This window comes from Shewanella woodyi ATCC 51908 (assembly GCF_000019525.1).
Lineage (GTDB): Bacteria > Pseudomonadota > Gammaproteobacteria > Enterobacterales > Shewanellaceae > Shewanella > Shewanella woodyi.
This window is the reverse complement of record NC_010506.1, coordinates 1593802-1608188: the sequence shown is the minus strand read 5'-3', so window position 1 is coordinate 1608188 and position 14387 is coordinate 1593802. Positions and strand designations below refer to the sequence as shown.

The following is a 14387-nucleotide window of genomic DNA, read 5'->3' as shown; positions in this document are numbered from 1 at the left end:
ATCGACATTACCTGATGCAAATCATCGCCAATGAATAAAAAGAGCGCTAGAATGCGCCCACATTCTGAATTGGAGGCGATATGAAAATCACCCAACACTGCGCAGTTAGCATTCACTACCGTTTATCTGATGAACAAGGCCAAGTTATCGAAGATTCATTTGAAGGTGAGCCAATGCTTTATCTTCATGGAGCAGAGAACATGATCCCAGGTCTGGAAACAGAACTTGAGGGTAAAGTTGTCGGCGACAAACTGGATGTTACAGTAAATGCTGATAACGGCTATGGTCCATATCACGATGGTTTGCGCCAAGAAGTCCCATTGAGTGCTTTCGGTGATATTCAGGATATCGTACCTGGTATGCGCTTTATTGCAGAAACAGAGATGGGACAACGTCCTGTCCAAGTTAAAGAGGTTAAAGATGATGTCGTTGTTGTTGACGGAAATCACCCTCTAGCAGGTCAATCACTCAACTTTATCGTTGAGGTGATGGAAGTCCGTGAAGCGACAGCCGAAGAGATTGCCCATGGTCATATCCATGCACATGGAAGCAGTTGCGGATCAGAGCATGAGCATAGCCATGAAGGCGGATGTTGTGGCGGCGGACATGAGCACAATCATGAAGAGGGACGCTGCAGTGACAAGAAAGATGAGCCCGCTAAAGAGGGTTGTGATGGTAACGGCGGCTGCGGTTGCAGACACTAATAGCTATCGATATAACTCGGTAATGAGCTAATTAGTATTAACTCATTACGAATAAATATAAGCCCACTGCATGTTATCCATGCAGTGGGCTTTTTTTCGGCTAGAATATGGATAGAACGAACTGGTGCACCAAACTATTTACAAGCTCAAACAAAGGACTGTTTATGCTTAGCAAACCTCTCTATGAAATTCTGCCTATCACCTATATCGCAACTGGCTCAATAAGCTTACTTGTATTAGATAGTCCCTGGGGACTTATCGCCGCATTTACCATCTTCTATCTAGGCAGCAAAGTCTATAATATGCGCTCACAAAACCGTCGTACTGATCCGGTCAAGAAACGTAAAAAAGGTAGGTTTCCACAAGTTATCTATAACTCACTTCCCTTTGTTTACCTATTACTTGCCATTATCACCTATAAAATATCGACAACAGATCTGAGCTACATCATCAGTTTTAGTTTAATTAGCTACTCGCTCTATATCTTAGCAAAACGGGCATCTAACCGACGACACCAACTCCCATTAAGCCACAGTATGTTTTAACCTAAGATAAGTGTTTTAATCTTCTCTCTCTGCTCGGGAGACATATGTTTTAGATAGTTAGAGCAACGTGTGATAGTAGCAATACTTATCTTATACTCAGCAGCTATCTGACGTTGACTCATCTCACCAAGAAGTAGCACCTGAAACACTTTTAGTCTGCCCGCAATAGCACTTCGCTCCTCTTCAGTTAACAGGAGTTCAAATAGCTCAATTAGCGCGTTGTGATCTTGATGACTCACGACTTTTTCTAATACACAATCCCACTCAGCTCTCATCAACCTTCACTCCACAATCTATAAGCATCTACCTGTTTGATGGTGAAACAGGAGAGCAAACTGTACTGCCTCTCCATTACAATAATACCAATAAGCCCATAAAATCCAAAGCTATCATCCTGCTAAGCCTAAATAACACAAAACTCAGTTACAAATCTTTTCATCTTTACATGTAAACTCTTGAATATTTGGATAGTACCACTCGATAAAAAAAGAATACAATAACGGTGTAATGTCACAAAACAACAAGAAACGTGAGAGCAATATAATGAACAAGAATGCAAAAATGGCCATCTTGGCAGTTGTTACCAGTACAGTACTAGCGACAAGCGTACAGGCAGGTAATTTCAAAAAGACCGATGATGCAATTGAATACCGTCAATCAGCATTTAGCTTACTAGCCTACAATTTTGGTGATATGGGCGCGATGTTAAAAGGCAAGAAACCGTTTGATGCTGAGGTGTTTGCAATGCGAGCAGACAACGTTGCGGCACTTTCAAAGCTTCCTTTAGAGGGCTTTACACCAGGTTCTGATAAAGGTGACACTGAAGCACTGCCTAAAGTCTGGACTGAAAAAGCTGATTTTGATGCCAAGATGCTTCAGCTTCAAAAAGATTCAGCAGCCCTAGCTATTGCAGCAAAAGCTGACGATAAAAAAGCACTGAAGCAAGCCTTTATGGCAACAGCTAAAAATTGTAAAGGTTGTCACGATAGCTACAAGAAAGACTAAGTGACACTGACGACAATAAGCCTGAGTGCACAAGTCATCAGGCTTATTGTTTTTAATGCTACAGCATTCCCACAACAGGTTTAATTAAGTAATTTCCAACCAAGCCCGCTAACAGGGCCACCAGCAAGAAAGCCATCAGAGCAGGTTTAAACTTTAACTCCAATCCGCTTGCTTCAGATACCTGTTTGTAACCGGTGATCATAGGAGTGATTAACTTATCACCTTTAAGGCCATGGTAAACAACAGCCAATACATGGATAGAAGCAAAGCCCAACATCACATAGAAGATTTTTTTATGTAGCCAGCTCATCAAGGAGCCGGTCTCACTCGATACCAAAGAGTACAGTGGGCCTTCAGTAAATATCTCATCAGTTGCAAATAAACCTGTGGTCAGCTGAGCTGAAACAAGCATAATCAAGGCAATCACCATATACCCACCTAATGGGTTATGACCAATACTAGAGGAGACACCTTGCTCCTTAGTCAGCTTCATATAATCCAATACCGCTTTAGGGGGTTTAATAAAATGACTAAAACGCGAAGTATCGCTTCCAACAACGCCCCAGATAAGCCTAAAAACAATAAACACCATTAAAGAATAGGCAAGAACTTGATGCCAATCCATCTCTCCAGCATCAGCCGTCCACCAGAGCCCTCCTAATAAAACAATCATGCCCCAGTGAAAAATCCGTGTAGGAAGATCCCAAACTTTAATTTTATTGTTCATTTATTTACCAGATATGAAAGTAGGAAAAGAAAATTGAATAACGATATAGGTGATATATTGTACAGTGTTGGCGGGTATTATAAAAAAAGAGTCTACACTTATCCATTCAAATATGACCTCCTTGTCCCCCCTTTACAAGCAATTTACACCAGTTATTTTCAATAATTGTCTAAGTGATCAAATAAAAGCCGAACAACACAAAAGAGCTAAGAAAACGTGATCAAGATCACGACTTTCGCTGTGGAGATTGGTAATCTGAATTCAAGGCAATAATAGAAGGTTCAATATATGACAAAGATCACTAGCAAAAACCTTGAAGTTACTCCCCTTATTCGTGAACGCATTCAGGCTCGTTTAGATAAGCTAGCTAGACATGATATTCAGCTAATCAATCCACATGTCATCATTGTTCAAGAGAAGCAGTTATTTAAGATTGAAGCCGCCGTCGGGATCCCAAGTCACAAGCTTTTTGCTCAAGCAAAACATGAAGACCTTTATTCAGCAATTAATGCCATGGGACAGAAGCTAGAAAAACAGCTCAACCGCCTAACCCATAAGCCAGAAGCTCAACGTTACGAAACCCTCAAGAGACAAGAGGAAACTGTAGACCTCAATATTGAAGATGAAATAGATGAGGAGTTTGCCGCTTAACGTCCAAGCGGTGCTAACCTTAATACACAGAGGTATAGTGGCAGTAGTAAGTGATAGTCAGTTTTAGCGATACAGCATTCAGACGATTAATCCGCCTCAATTAGGCCCTAAGCAGATATAGCTAGGAAGCCATAGGCAAATAAGCTTTTATAGCAATAGGTCTGAAAGTATGAAGCAGTATAGGAGATCGAGCTCTTGCTTCCCTTAATCAAGAAGCGCGACGCAACTAGCTAGATCTCAGCACTAAAAAGGAGTGATAGAGAATCACTAACATCATTTGCAGAATTAGTAATTGTAAAACCGGTAGGAACTAGTCAGGCAAACTTAGCCTTAATGGCCCTAAGCTGATACAGCTAGGAAGCCAGAGGCAGATAAGCTTTTATAGCCCATATGCCTGAAAGTGTAACAGCGTGACATGAAACCTAACCCTTGTCTCCCTTAATCAAGAAGTGTGACGCAACCCGTTAGGTTTCAACTTAAACAGGAGCGATAAAAGTATCACTAACTATAGATCGCAACACAGGTCATCGTAACACAGCGAGAAACGAGTCAGGCAAGCTCAGTCTTTATGTCACAACAAGCCTGATTAATGTAAAAGTAAACACGTTTTTAAACCTAAAGTAGTTTCAATGAAAATAGGAGGCACCCTGAGTTTGATTTTTAAATATTTTCATCTAGAGCGCACCTTCATGGTGCGCTTTTTTATGTCGGGAACATTTATGCCACATTCCATGGATGGAAAAATGTGGTAGTTATGTCTGGAACATTTATGCCACACTCCATGGATGGAAAAATGTGGTAGTTATGTCAGGAACATTTATGCCACACTCCATGGACGGAAAAGTGTGGTAGTTATGTCGGGAACATTTATTCCACACTCCATCACAGATCGCTTTAATGTTCTCAATATCTCCCCAGTTCAAGTCTACGGGGGTCTGAAACGAGCACTTCGAAGTAGATTGGGTATATGTAAACCTACGTACGGTTAAATATAAAACGAGTTTTTAATTGACACTCCTGAGCTCGGGCTTTACTTTTATAGGCATGAAACAACTTAACGTTCACTTTTTTACTTTCTTTTTTATTCCCCCCATACAGGGAGGCGGAATTTCGGTGTAAAAACGAAAGTGAAAATTCCAAAGCCTCCCACTAGGGGGGCTTTTTTGTGTCAGGAACACTTATGTAAATTTACCATGGATGGATATAAATTTACGTTGTGTCAGGAACACTTATGTAAATTTACCATGGATGGATATCAATTTACGTTGTGTCAGGAACACTTATGTAAATTTGCCATGGATGGATATAAATTTACCTTGTGTCAGGAACACTTATGTAAATTCACCATGTATCAGAATTAGGAAATTAACTAGAGGACAGCATGAGCAAACCACAGCCACTAAACCATACCCGTGAACAGATCACCTCATTAGATAAAGATCTACTGGCACTATTGGCTAAAAGACGTGAGCTCAGTCTGGACGTAGCCCGTAGCAAAGAGGTCGATATTCGCCCCATACGCGATACACAAAGAGAAAAAGAGTTACTTTCCCGATTAGTTAAGCAGGGGCGAGAGCAGGGATTAGATGCCCACTACGTTATCTCCCTCTATCAAAGCATTATTGAAGACTCAGTACTCAATCAACAAGCCTACCTCCAAAGTCGCGCCAACCCTGATACTCAAAAACAGCAATATAATGTCGCCTACTTAGGTGCAAGAGGCTCATATTCCTACCTCGCCGCCAACCGTTATTGCGAGCGCAGACAAGTCAATATGCAAGACTTAGGCTGCAAGAGCTTCGATGAGATAGTTCAGGCCGTAGAGTCTGGCCATGCCGATTATGGATTTCTCCCCATCGAGAATACCTCTTCAGGCTCTATCAACGAGGTCTATGACGTCTTACAACACACAAGTTTAGCCATTGTTGGCGAAACCACAATTGAGGTTGGTCACTGCTTATTAGCCAAAAATGGCAGTAAGTTAGAGCAGATTAAAACCGTCTATGCCCACCCTCAACCTATCAGTCAATGCAGTCGATATTTAGCTCTTCACCCAGACTATAAACTGGAATACTGCTCAAGCAGCGCCGAAGCGATGGAGCGAGTGATAGAGAGTGATGATCTTAGTGTTGCCGCCATAGGTAGTGCAGAAGGTGGCGCACTCTATCAACTTGAAGCAATAGCACAAGATTTAGCGAATCAGAAAATTAATCAGAGCCGCTTTATCGTTGTTGCAAGAAAGGCCATTGCCGTCCCCGAGCAGCTTCCAGCCAAATCGACCTTAATCATGGCAACAGGCCAAAAACCAGGCGCTCTGGTAGAGGCCCTTTTAGTGCTTAAAGCTCACAACCTAAATATGAGTAAGCTAGAGTCTCGCCCCATCCCAGGCACACCTTGGGAGGAGATGTTTTATCTGGATCTCGACGCAAACCTTGCCAGCGATGCCATGCAGTCAGCCCTGAAAGAGCTAGAACGTATCACCCGCTTTATTAAAGTATTAGGCTGTTACCCTTGTGAAACGGTTAATCCAACTCAGCTCTCTAACAGCCAGCTGATGATTGAACCAGATACCAGCCGAGCTGAGCACTCAGATAAACCCTCAGTGACCCAATCAGCTCTGAGCTGTGAGCAATCGAGATACAGCAAAACTAATCTTGATGATGCCACAGAGGTAACCATAGGCCAGCTGCAGATTGGTGATGGCCAGTTTGGTGCCATTGCGCTTATCTCTTTGCCCCAAGAGAGTGAACTCTACAGCCATAAAGCAAAGTCACTTAAAGAAGCTGGCTTTCAAGGGGTGATTTTGGAGGGCTTATCTCATCAAATCGATATCGGTACTAATATCCTTGAGTTTAAAAAAGCACTGCACCAGTTTGATCTCGAATGCATCATCGCAGTCGAGCATGAGTCAGAGTTAAAGTTTGCCACTGATCACGCCAGTATTTTACTTATCACAGGTAAACAGATGCATAATAAGCCCCTACTAAAACAGGTGGGCTCACTGCATATTCCAGTGATACTTGAACGCAATACCATGGCAAGTGTTGAGGAGTTGCTCAATGCCGCAGAGACTGTATTGACCCAAGGAAATCAACAGCTAATCCTTTGTGAGTCGGGTGTAAGAACATTCAATGACTCTGTGATGCCCTCTCTCGATCTCGCAGCTCTAGTGGATATTAAAACAATAACCCACCTGCCAATTTTGATTAACCCCTGTTACGCATCGAGTCAGCAAACACTCTCCCCCCATGCAAAAGCTGCAAAACAACTTAAGGCGGACGGGTTAATATTGAACTTTTCATCTGAAAATAGTGAGTTTGATGCTGAGCTCGCCAGCCATAGCGAACTGCTAAGAGATCTGTATCAATAAACCTGTATTATTACCCAAAAAAATGAGGACCTAGGTCCTCATTTTTTATCTCAATTTTAGCGACTAAACCTCAACACCCTCAGTCAAACTTAACCAACCTTTGATTATTCGATGGCAAAACCAAAGTGTTGCAACAAGATAGATGCTAACGCTTAACCACAGTGGTGAAAGGAAAAAACCTAACCCAGCTAAGATTGCAAAGCCAATCATTGAGTGTCGCTGCCAGCGCAGGTGTGATTGAACCATAGCACTAGCACCTTGCGGCTTATGGGCAAGATTGATGGCTAGCCCTAACAAGGTAGGTAGAAAAAAAAGAGGAAAAGCTGTCATCAAGCCGTAAAGAAGGTGCGCTAAGCTTGGGTCGTCTATTGCCGCTCCCTCTGTCGCCGTAGATATCATAGATATGCTCCAAAAATGACACGTTGATCTAATAGGTTCACCCCTTAACAATACGTTGTCACTGGCTATTGCGCAAATTCTACTTACTCAACCCTATGAATTAACCACTCAAGGTTAAAGCACTAAGGTGACATCCGACTTTAATTTTGTTGAACAGGCCAACACAAAACCTTGTTCAATCTCATCAGGCGTTAGGCTCATCTGGCTACTGGACTCAGTCTCTCCCTCAACGACCTGACACTTACACGCACCGCACACACCCGAGCGACAAGCAGCAATAATTGGCAAGCCTTCAGCTTCAATCCCTTCAAGTAAACTCTGCTCTGGGCTTAGCGCTCTTTGGCGATCCCCTATGCTTAACATGAAGTTTTTTGTCTCAGGGGTTTGTGCCAAAGTCGCCGTTAAAGTCGTCTGCATAATATCGTCACCAAAGCTCTCTTGGTGATATTGAGACATATCAAAACCCAGCTCACTCAGCACAGCTCGCACTCCTGACATAAAAGGCGCAGGACCACAGACAAATATGGTTCTATCTTGAAAATCGCTCACAAGCTCACTGAGGTATTGCCCATTAATTCGGCCAGCTCTACAACTATACTCAGCAGTCAGTTTTTCGATATCGGATTCTAGGATATAACTTAAATCAAAGCGTGAGTTGTTCTGCGCTATCTTATCTAACGCTTCTTTGAAAATAAGATCCTTCATGCTCTTTGCGCAATGAAGAAAAGCGATATCAGCGCCTACTTGAGTATCGGTTAACCAGCGAGTCATCGAGTACATGGGGGTAATGCCACTACCTGCACTTAAAAATAGGTACTTAGTTGCAGGAATATCGACTAAGTTAAATACTCCGTCAGGACCTGTTGCCATTACAGTGTCACCAACCTGAAGCGATTCGGCCAGATAGTTAGACACTACACCCGCTTCGATGCGCTTAACAGTGACGACGATAGAGTAAGGCCTAGATGGTGAAGATGAGATGGTGTAACTGCGATGAATCACTGCGCCATTAATCTCAAGCATAAATGTCAAAAACTGACCTGGCTTAAACTGAAACTTAACCGGACTTTTCCCCTGAAAACGAAAACTCACCACATCATGGGTTTCATGCCACTTCTCTACACATAACAGCTCAACTTCACCGTGTAGCCAAGTTGGCGAGGTGAGTTGCAGTTCATCCATATCCAGCTTAGAGGGGGTATCTAGGTTCATTTTATTTCCATTCACTAACAGAAAGAGATTTCAATAAAGCAGCTAATACATAGAGCCAATGTAAAAAGTATTAGAGACAATTGACCAAGACTTGAAAGTCTTGGCCAGTCTCGATATAGGCTTAAGCCCTATGCCACATTGAGGATGGTGTTCAAGTCGGCTTCTACCGTTGTGGTATTACGCAATCCAAACTTCTCCTCTAAGATATTAAGCAGATTCTCAGTAAGGAAAGCCGGTGGTGTTGGTCCAGTGCGAATATTTTTAACGCCCAGTGACAACAGAGTAAGTAATACCACAATCGCTTTTTGCTCGAACCATGAGAGTACTAAGCTCAAAGGTAGCTCATTAATCTCACACTCAAATGCTTCTGAAAGCGCGATAGCAAGCTGAATCGCCGAGTAGGAGTCATTACATTGGCCGATATCTAACAGACGTGGAATACCATTAATGTCACCAAACTCCAGCTTGTTAAACTTGTACTTTCCACAACCTAAAGTCAGGATTAATGAGTCATCAGGCGCCTGAGTCGCGATATCGGTGAAGTAGCTTCTATCCGCTTTATCACCATCACAGCCACCAACAAGGAAAAAATGCTTGATAGAGCCGTTCTTCACGTTTTCAATAACAGCAGGAGCTGCTGCCATCAAAGCATTACGAGCAAAACCTATGGTAATTAGGTGGGGGATCTCATCATAAATGAAGCCATCAAGTGCTAAGGCTTTTTCGATAACCTGAGTAAAGTCATCACCAACAAGATGGGTCACACCTGGCCAACCAACGATACTGCGAGTAAAGATACGGTCTGAGTAGTTACCTACGTTTGGATCGATAATACAGTTAGAGGTCATCACCACAGCGCCAGGGAAGTTAGCAAACTCCTTCTGCTGGTTCTGCCAAGCACTGCCATAGTTACCCACTAGGTGTGGATATTTCTTAAACTCAGGGTAAGCCAATGCAGGCAGCATCTCACCATGGGTAAAGACATTAATCCCCTTGCCCTCTGTCTGCTTAAGGATAAGCTCGAGATCCACCATGTCATGACCTGAGACTAAAATCGCTTTGCCCTTCACCGCAACGGTATTAACTTGAGTTGGCTCAGGGTGTCCAAAGGCATTGGTCTCGCCTTCATCTAACATGGCCATCACTTTGTAGTTTAACTGACCTATCTCCATGGATGTGGCAAATAGCTTGTCCACATCAACAGAGTCTTCACCAAGGAAAGCCATGATTTCATGAAAACTCCCCGCCACCTCCGCATCGGTTTGATCCAGCACCCGCGCGTGCTCCATGTAGGCTGCAGCACCTTTTAAACCATATAAACATAACAAACGAAGACCTAATATATCTTCATGCACATCACCGCGATTAGGAGCCGCAAGCGGGGCTTGAGCTAACAGTTCAGGCTTAGCGGTGGCTAACACTAACTGAGCTGGAGCACTCATTTCGGCAACCATGACTCCGTTTGCAGCGCACTGCGCTTCGTAGGCATCTTTTAAGCGAGTACGGTAGGTATTGGCTTGCTCAACATACTCAATCAGTCTCGCATCATCAAAATTCACATTGGTTAATGTTGCAAAAAAAGCTTTAGGAACAAAGGTATCTATCTCAGCATCAATAATATTGAACTCACGAGCCTTTACGGCGTAAGCCGACACACCTTGGAGAATGTAGATAAGAAGATCTTGAAGGTCTGAGGTCTCAGCAAGTTTGCCGCACATACCTTGAGAGTAACTACAGCCATTTCCAGCTGGAGTTCTGATTGTCTGTTCACACTGAATACAAAACATTACTATTGCTCCTAATTTTAATCATGCTTTTTATTTGCATGTTTAAAGCTAGTGTAAAGGTAAGGTTTGCCACTTAGATAGTAGAATTTTGTTTAATCGGTGAAAGTTTGAGACAGATCAAATTCAGCAGTGAGGAGTCAACATATATCACAAAAATCAAAATACTTGTTCATTAACAAGCTTCAGACAGGAACGAAAAAGGGAGCCAAAGCTCCCTTTCATTACATAGCGAATACTAATCAGTATAAACCGCTAAATCAGCCTGTTTTCATGTCATTGACAGACTGCAGCATAGCTCGGCTCTCACGCTGAAATTGAGGTGCAAAATCACCAAACCACTGCGCGACCTCTTTAAACTGCGCCACAAATGCATCCCTGTCCCCTACTTGTAAAAGAGAGAGGGCTTGAGAGTAGTTATCAAGGTAATCACCAATCGCCTGCATACTCTCTTTTTGCGCGAAGATAATATCGGCATAAAGCTCAGGGCTTTGAGCAAACAGACGCCCCACCATGGCCAGCTCTAGCCTATAGATAGGCGAACTAAACTGAAGCAAGCTCTCAATATCCGCCTCCTCCTTATAGAGGTTTAACCCATAGACGAACGAAGAGAAGTGGCGCATCGCTTGAACCAGCTGCATCGCCTTATCGTGTCTCTCAGGCTCTGCTTCAACAATTCTAGCTCCCCATATCTGGATCTGCTCAAGCAACCATTGATACTCAGCGCTCTGGCGGCCATGACACACCACCACAACTTGTTTCGCTAAGCTGCCTACATCTGGGCCAAACATAGGGTGCAGACCGACAACAGGTCCACTGTGGGCCGCTAGCATGGCTTCAACGGGCTCCCCTTTTATGGATGTTAAATCTGCTAGAATACAGCTTTGCGGTAGAGTCGTGAGTTTATCTTTTATCAGATCACAAGTGATGCCAATAGGTACAGTCACTAAGACTAGACCAGCTCCATCAAATATCTCATCTGCTCTCGCCCAGTCATCTTTATCGATGACTTTCACCTGATAACCAGATAGCACTAACATCTGAGAAAACAGACCACCTAGTTTTCCGCTACCACCAACGATAACAACATGACCTAAATCTGGGTTGACCTGCTTAAAACCGATATCTTTCTCGTTGAGGTAGGACTCACGCATTAGGCGTCTTAAAATATCCTCAATGAGCTGTGGCGACACATCCATCTTTTTAGCTTCTTCACGGCGCTTAGCTAACATGGCAGCTTCTCGCTGGGGAGCATAGATCGGTAAGCCAGCTCCATGCTTGACTGCACCCACTTGTGCAACCAGATCTAACCGTTTTCTAAGCAGGTGGATCAACTGCTGATCAACACCATCTATCAGGCCTCTTAAATTCTCAAGTTCAGCCGTCGTTCTCTCATTCATTCGTTATCATTCCATCAAGAAGGCATAAAAACAGGGTCACTTTAGCAGTGATTATTAACCATTAACCACTTTTCGCTGATCGAAACGATTAGGTAACACGCTACTCAGTGATGCGGCTCCAGCTCTCAACAGCTCCTCTGTCGTGGCCCAATCAATACACGCATCCGTGACAGAGACGCCATAAGCCAGCTCACTCATCGGCTTATTACTGCTTTGATTCCCCTCATTAAGGTGGCTCTCAAGCATCACACCAATGATAGATTGATTACCAGATAAAATCTGCTTAAATACATCTTCGCAGACCCCTTTTTGCTTTTTATGATCCTTTGATGAATTGCCGTGACTGCAATCGACAATTAAACGAGCATTTAAGTTCGCACTGTGCAGTTGCTGCTCACAATCTTCAACACTTTTAGCATCGTAGTTAGGGCTCTTACCACCGCGTAGGATAACGTGGCCATCAGGGTTACCTGCAGTTTGAAGCAGTGCCACCTGCCCTTGCTGGTTAATTCCCATAAATCTGTGCCCACTGGCAGCAGACTCCAGAGCATTGATAGCCACCCCTAACTTACCGTCGGTGCCATTTTTAAAACCCACTGGCATAGAAAGGCCTGACGCCATCTCTCTGTGTGTTTGTGACTCTGTGGTTCTTGCACCAATAGCAGACCAAGTGACAAGTTCTGACATATATTGAGGGCTGATAGGATCGAGCGCCTCCGTGGCCACTGGTAAACCTAACTCAGCCAACCAGATCATCAACTCACGGGCCTTTCTTAGACCTTTCTCAACATCAAACGACTCATCCATATCAGGATCATTGATCATCCCCTTCCAGCCTACGGTCGTTCTTGGCTTCTCGAAGTAGACTCTCATCAAAATAAAGAAGTCATCTTTTAGCTCATCATGGAGCGTCTTAAGCTTTAATGCGTACTCTTTCGCAGAGTCGATATCATGGATAGAACAGGGACCGGTGACGATAAGTACGCGGTTATCTCGCTTGTGGACGATATCAGCAACTGTTTTACGGGCATTTAATACATAGTGGTATGCAGGCTCAGACAGGGGAAGCTCAAGCTTTAGCTCTTGAGGTGTCACGAGTACTTTTTCTGAACTGATATGAACATTATTTATTGTATCTTGCTGCATACTAACCACCTGATAATTCCCTAAGTTGTCTGAATTGCTCTGTTCTCTGTGTAATTTTTATCTCAATAAGCTTAAAAATGTAAAGCTGTAATGCTACACCATTACAATCAAGAGCTAACTATGCCTGTGGTTAACCTTAAGATCAAGCACGATCTACCAACTAAAACAAAATTCATGGAAAAGAGTCAGAAAGTACTATTATCAATATCGAAGTTTGATATTTTCCTTACCCCAAGATCACAAAAACCCGCCTATTGGCGGGTTATTGTGCGAACACTGCGTCTTTTTCTTACTGCGAGCTACTAAATTACTTAGTAGAAAGCTTCTCACGGATACGTGCAGACTTACCTGAACGCTCACGTAGATAGTAAAGCTTAGCACGACGAACACGGCCACGACGCTTAACTTCGATATCAGAGATGATTGGGCTGTGCGTTTGGAATGCACGCTCAACACCTTCACCATTAGAGATTTTACGTACAGTGAATGCAGAGTGAACGCCGCGGTTACGCTTAGCGATTACAACACCTTCGAACGCCTGTAGACGCTCTTTACCACCTTCAACAACACGTACTTTAACTACAACTGTGTCACCTGCACCAAATTCTGGTACATCTTTCTTCATTTGCTCTTCGTTGAGCATTTTAATGATGTTATTCATGAAATAAACTCCATACTAGTAATAACTGATCGTAACTATCCACACTCATTTGTTGAATCAACAAACTGAGCTAAAAGCTTCGTTTGTTCGTCAGTCAGAGCTAGATTTTCTAATAATTCTGGTCGCCTTAACAAAGTTCTACCGAGACTTTGTTGTAGACGCCAGCGTCTAATATGTTCGTGGTTACCACTTAACAAGACTGCTGGTACATCTAAACCATCCAAGGTTTCAGGGCGAGTATAGTGGGGACAATCCAATAAACCGTCAGAGAAGGAGTCCTGCTCTGCCGAAGCTTGCTTACCGAGTACGCCCGGTACCAATCTTGATACTGAATCGATAAGAGTCATCGCTGGAAGTTCACCGCCCGAAAGCACGTAATCTCCAATTGACCACTCCTCATCCACTTCAGTTTGAATAATACGCTCATCAACACCTTCGTATCGACCACATACCAAAATCAAACTGTCCGATTTAGCTAACTCTTCGACGCCTTGCTGTGTCAGCTTGCGCCCCTGAGGAGAGAGATAAATCACCTTCGCACTATCGCCAGCTGCCGCTTTCGCAGCATGAATAGCGTCGCGTAAAGGTTGCACCATCATCAACATGCCAGGGCCACCACCATAGGGGCGATCATCCACTGTCTTATGTTTATCATGGGTGAAATCTCTTGGATTCCACGTTTGCAACTCTAACAGGCCCTTGTTAACGGCCCGACCCGTTACTCCAAAGTCTGTGACGGCACGAAACATCTCTGGAAACAGGGTTACAACCCCTAACCACATA

General features: G+C 43.5%; 14 protein-coding genes and 1 other annotated feature. Of the genes, 5 read left to right on the top strand and 9 right to left on the bottom strand.

Annotation, left to right across the window (positions count from 1 at the left end; translation table 11 throughout):
* Positions 1-80 precede the first annotated feature (80 nt).
* A complete protein-coding gene (gene slyD / locus SWOO_RS06460) occupies positions 81-704 on the top strand; it encodes a peptidylprolyl isomerase (RefSeq protein ID WP_012323907.1) in 624 nt (207 codons plus the stop codon).
* A 164-nt stretch (positions 705-868) separates the two neighbouring features.
* Complete coding sequence (locus SWOO_RS06455) at positions 869-1249, top strand: hypothetical protein (protein WP_012323906.1); 381 nt, start codon at positions 869-871, stop codon at positions 1247-1249.
* On the opposite strand, the gene trpR is transcribed toward SWOO_RS06455, so the two are convergent.
* Positions 1246-1524 carry a trp operon repressor gene (gene trpR / locus SWOO_RS06450; protein ID WP_012323905.1) on the bottom strand — a complete coding sequence of 93 codons (279 nt, stop codon included), beginning with the start codon at positions 1522-1524 and terminating at the stop codon, positions 1246-1248. The genes SWOO_RS06455 and trpR overlap by 4 nt on opposite strands.
* A gap of 268 nt (positions 1525-1792) precedes the next feature.
* Between trpR and SWOO_RS06445 the strand changes: the two genes are divergently transcribed.
* Positions 1793-2254 (top strand): c-type cytochrome, encoded by a 462-nt coding sequence (locus SWOO_RS06445; RefSeq protein WP_012323904.1) that lies wholly within the window; start codon positions 1793-1795, stop codon positions 2252-2254.
* A gap of 58 nt (positions 2255-2312) precedes the next feature.
* Here SWOO_RS06445 and SWOO_RS06440 read toward each other — a convergent pair whose 3' ends face one another.
* Positions 2313-2981, bottom strand: a complete 669-nt coding sequence (locus SWOO_RS06440; RefSeq protein WP_012323903.1) for a cytochrome b/b6 domain-containing protein — start codon at positions 2979-2981, stop codon at positions 2313-2315.
* A gap of 288 nt (positions 2982-3269) precedes the next feature.
* Here SWOO_RS06440 and hpf point away from each other — a divergent pair, with 288 nt between their 5' ends.
* Together hpf and pheA are read left to right on the top strand one after the other, a co-directional pair.
* Positions 3270-3632: a ribosome hibernation-promoting factor, HPF/YfiA family gene (gene hpf, locus SWOO_RS06435; RefSeq protein ID WP_012323902.1), complete on the top strand. Its 363-nt coding sequence runs from the start codon at positions 3270-3272 to the stop codon at positions 3630-3632.
* Between the two features lie 1046 nt (positions 3633-4678).
* Positions 4679-4800 (top strand) — a sequence feature (Phe leader region).
* Between the two features lie 213 nt (positions 4801-5013).
* Complete coding sequence (gene pheA / locus SWOO_RS06430; RefSeq protein WP_012323901.1) at positions 5014-7002, top strand: prephenate dehydratase; 1989 nt, start codon at positions 5014-5016, stop codon at positions 7000-7002.
* A 63-nt stretch (positions 7003-7065) separates the two neighbouring features.
* On the opposite strand, the gene SWOO_RS06425 is transcribed toward pheA, so the two are convergent.
* From SWOO_RS06425 to trmD, 7 genes are all read right to left on the bottom strand, one after another.
* Positions 7066-7401, bottom strand: coding sequence for a hypothetical protein (locus SWOO_RS06425; RefSeq protein WP_012323900.1), 336 nt, complete (start codon positions 7399-7401; stop codon positions 7066-7068).
* A gap of 114 nt (positions 7402-7515) precedes the next feature.
* A complete protein-coding gene (locus SWOO_RS06420) occupies positions 7516-8613 on the bottom strand; it encodes a hybrid-cluster NAD(P)-dependent oxidoreductase (RefSeq protein WP_012323899.1) in 1098 nt (365 codons plus the stop codon).
* Between the two features lie 128 nt (positions 8614-8741).
* Complete coding sequence (gene hcp, locus SWOO_RS06415) at positions 8742-10400, bottom strand: hydroxylamine reductase (protein WP_012323898.1); 1659 nt, start codon at positions 10398-10400, stop codon at positions 8742-8744.
* A gap of 257 nt (positions 10401-10657) precedes the next feature.
* Positions 10658-11797: a bifunctional chorismate mutase/prephenate dehydrogenase gene (tyrA, locus tag SWOO_RS06410; RefSeq protein ID WP_012323897.1), complete on the bottom strand. Its 1140-nt coding sequence runs from the start codon at positions 11795-11797 to the stop codon at positions 10658-10660.
* Positions 11798-11851: 54 nt separating this feature from the next.
* Positions 11852-12943, bottom strand: coding sequence for a 3-deoxy-7-phosphoheptulonate synthase (locus SWOO_RS06405; protein ID WP_012323896.1), 1092 nt, complete (start codon positions 12941-12943; stop codon positions 11852-11854).
* A 307-nt stretch (positions 12944-13250) separates the two neighbouring features.
* Positions 13251-13604 carry a 50S ribosomal protein L19 gene (gene rplS / locus SWOO_RS06395; RefSeq protein ID WP_012323895.1) on the bottom strand — a complete coding sequence of 118 codons (354 nt, stop codon included), beginning with the start codon at positions 13602-13604 and terminating at the stop codon, positions 13251-13253.
* 35 nt (positions 13605-13639) lie between these two features.
* The gene (trmD, locus tag SWOO_RS06390; protein WP_012323894.1) at positions 13640-14386 is read right to left on the bottom strand and encodes a tRNA (guanosine(37)-N1)-methyltransferase TrmD; all 747 of its coding nucleotides are present in this window, start codon (positions 14384-14386) and stop codon (positions 13640-13642) included.
* Between the last annotated feature and the right edge of the window lies 1 nt (position 14387).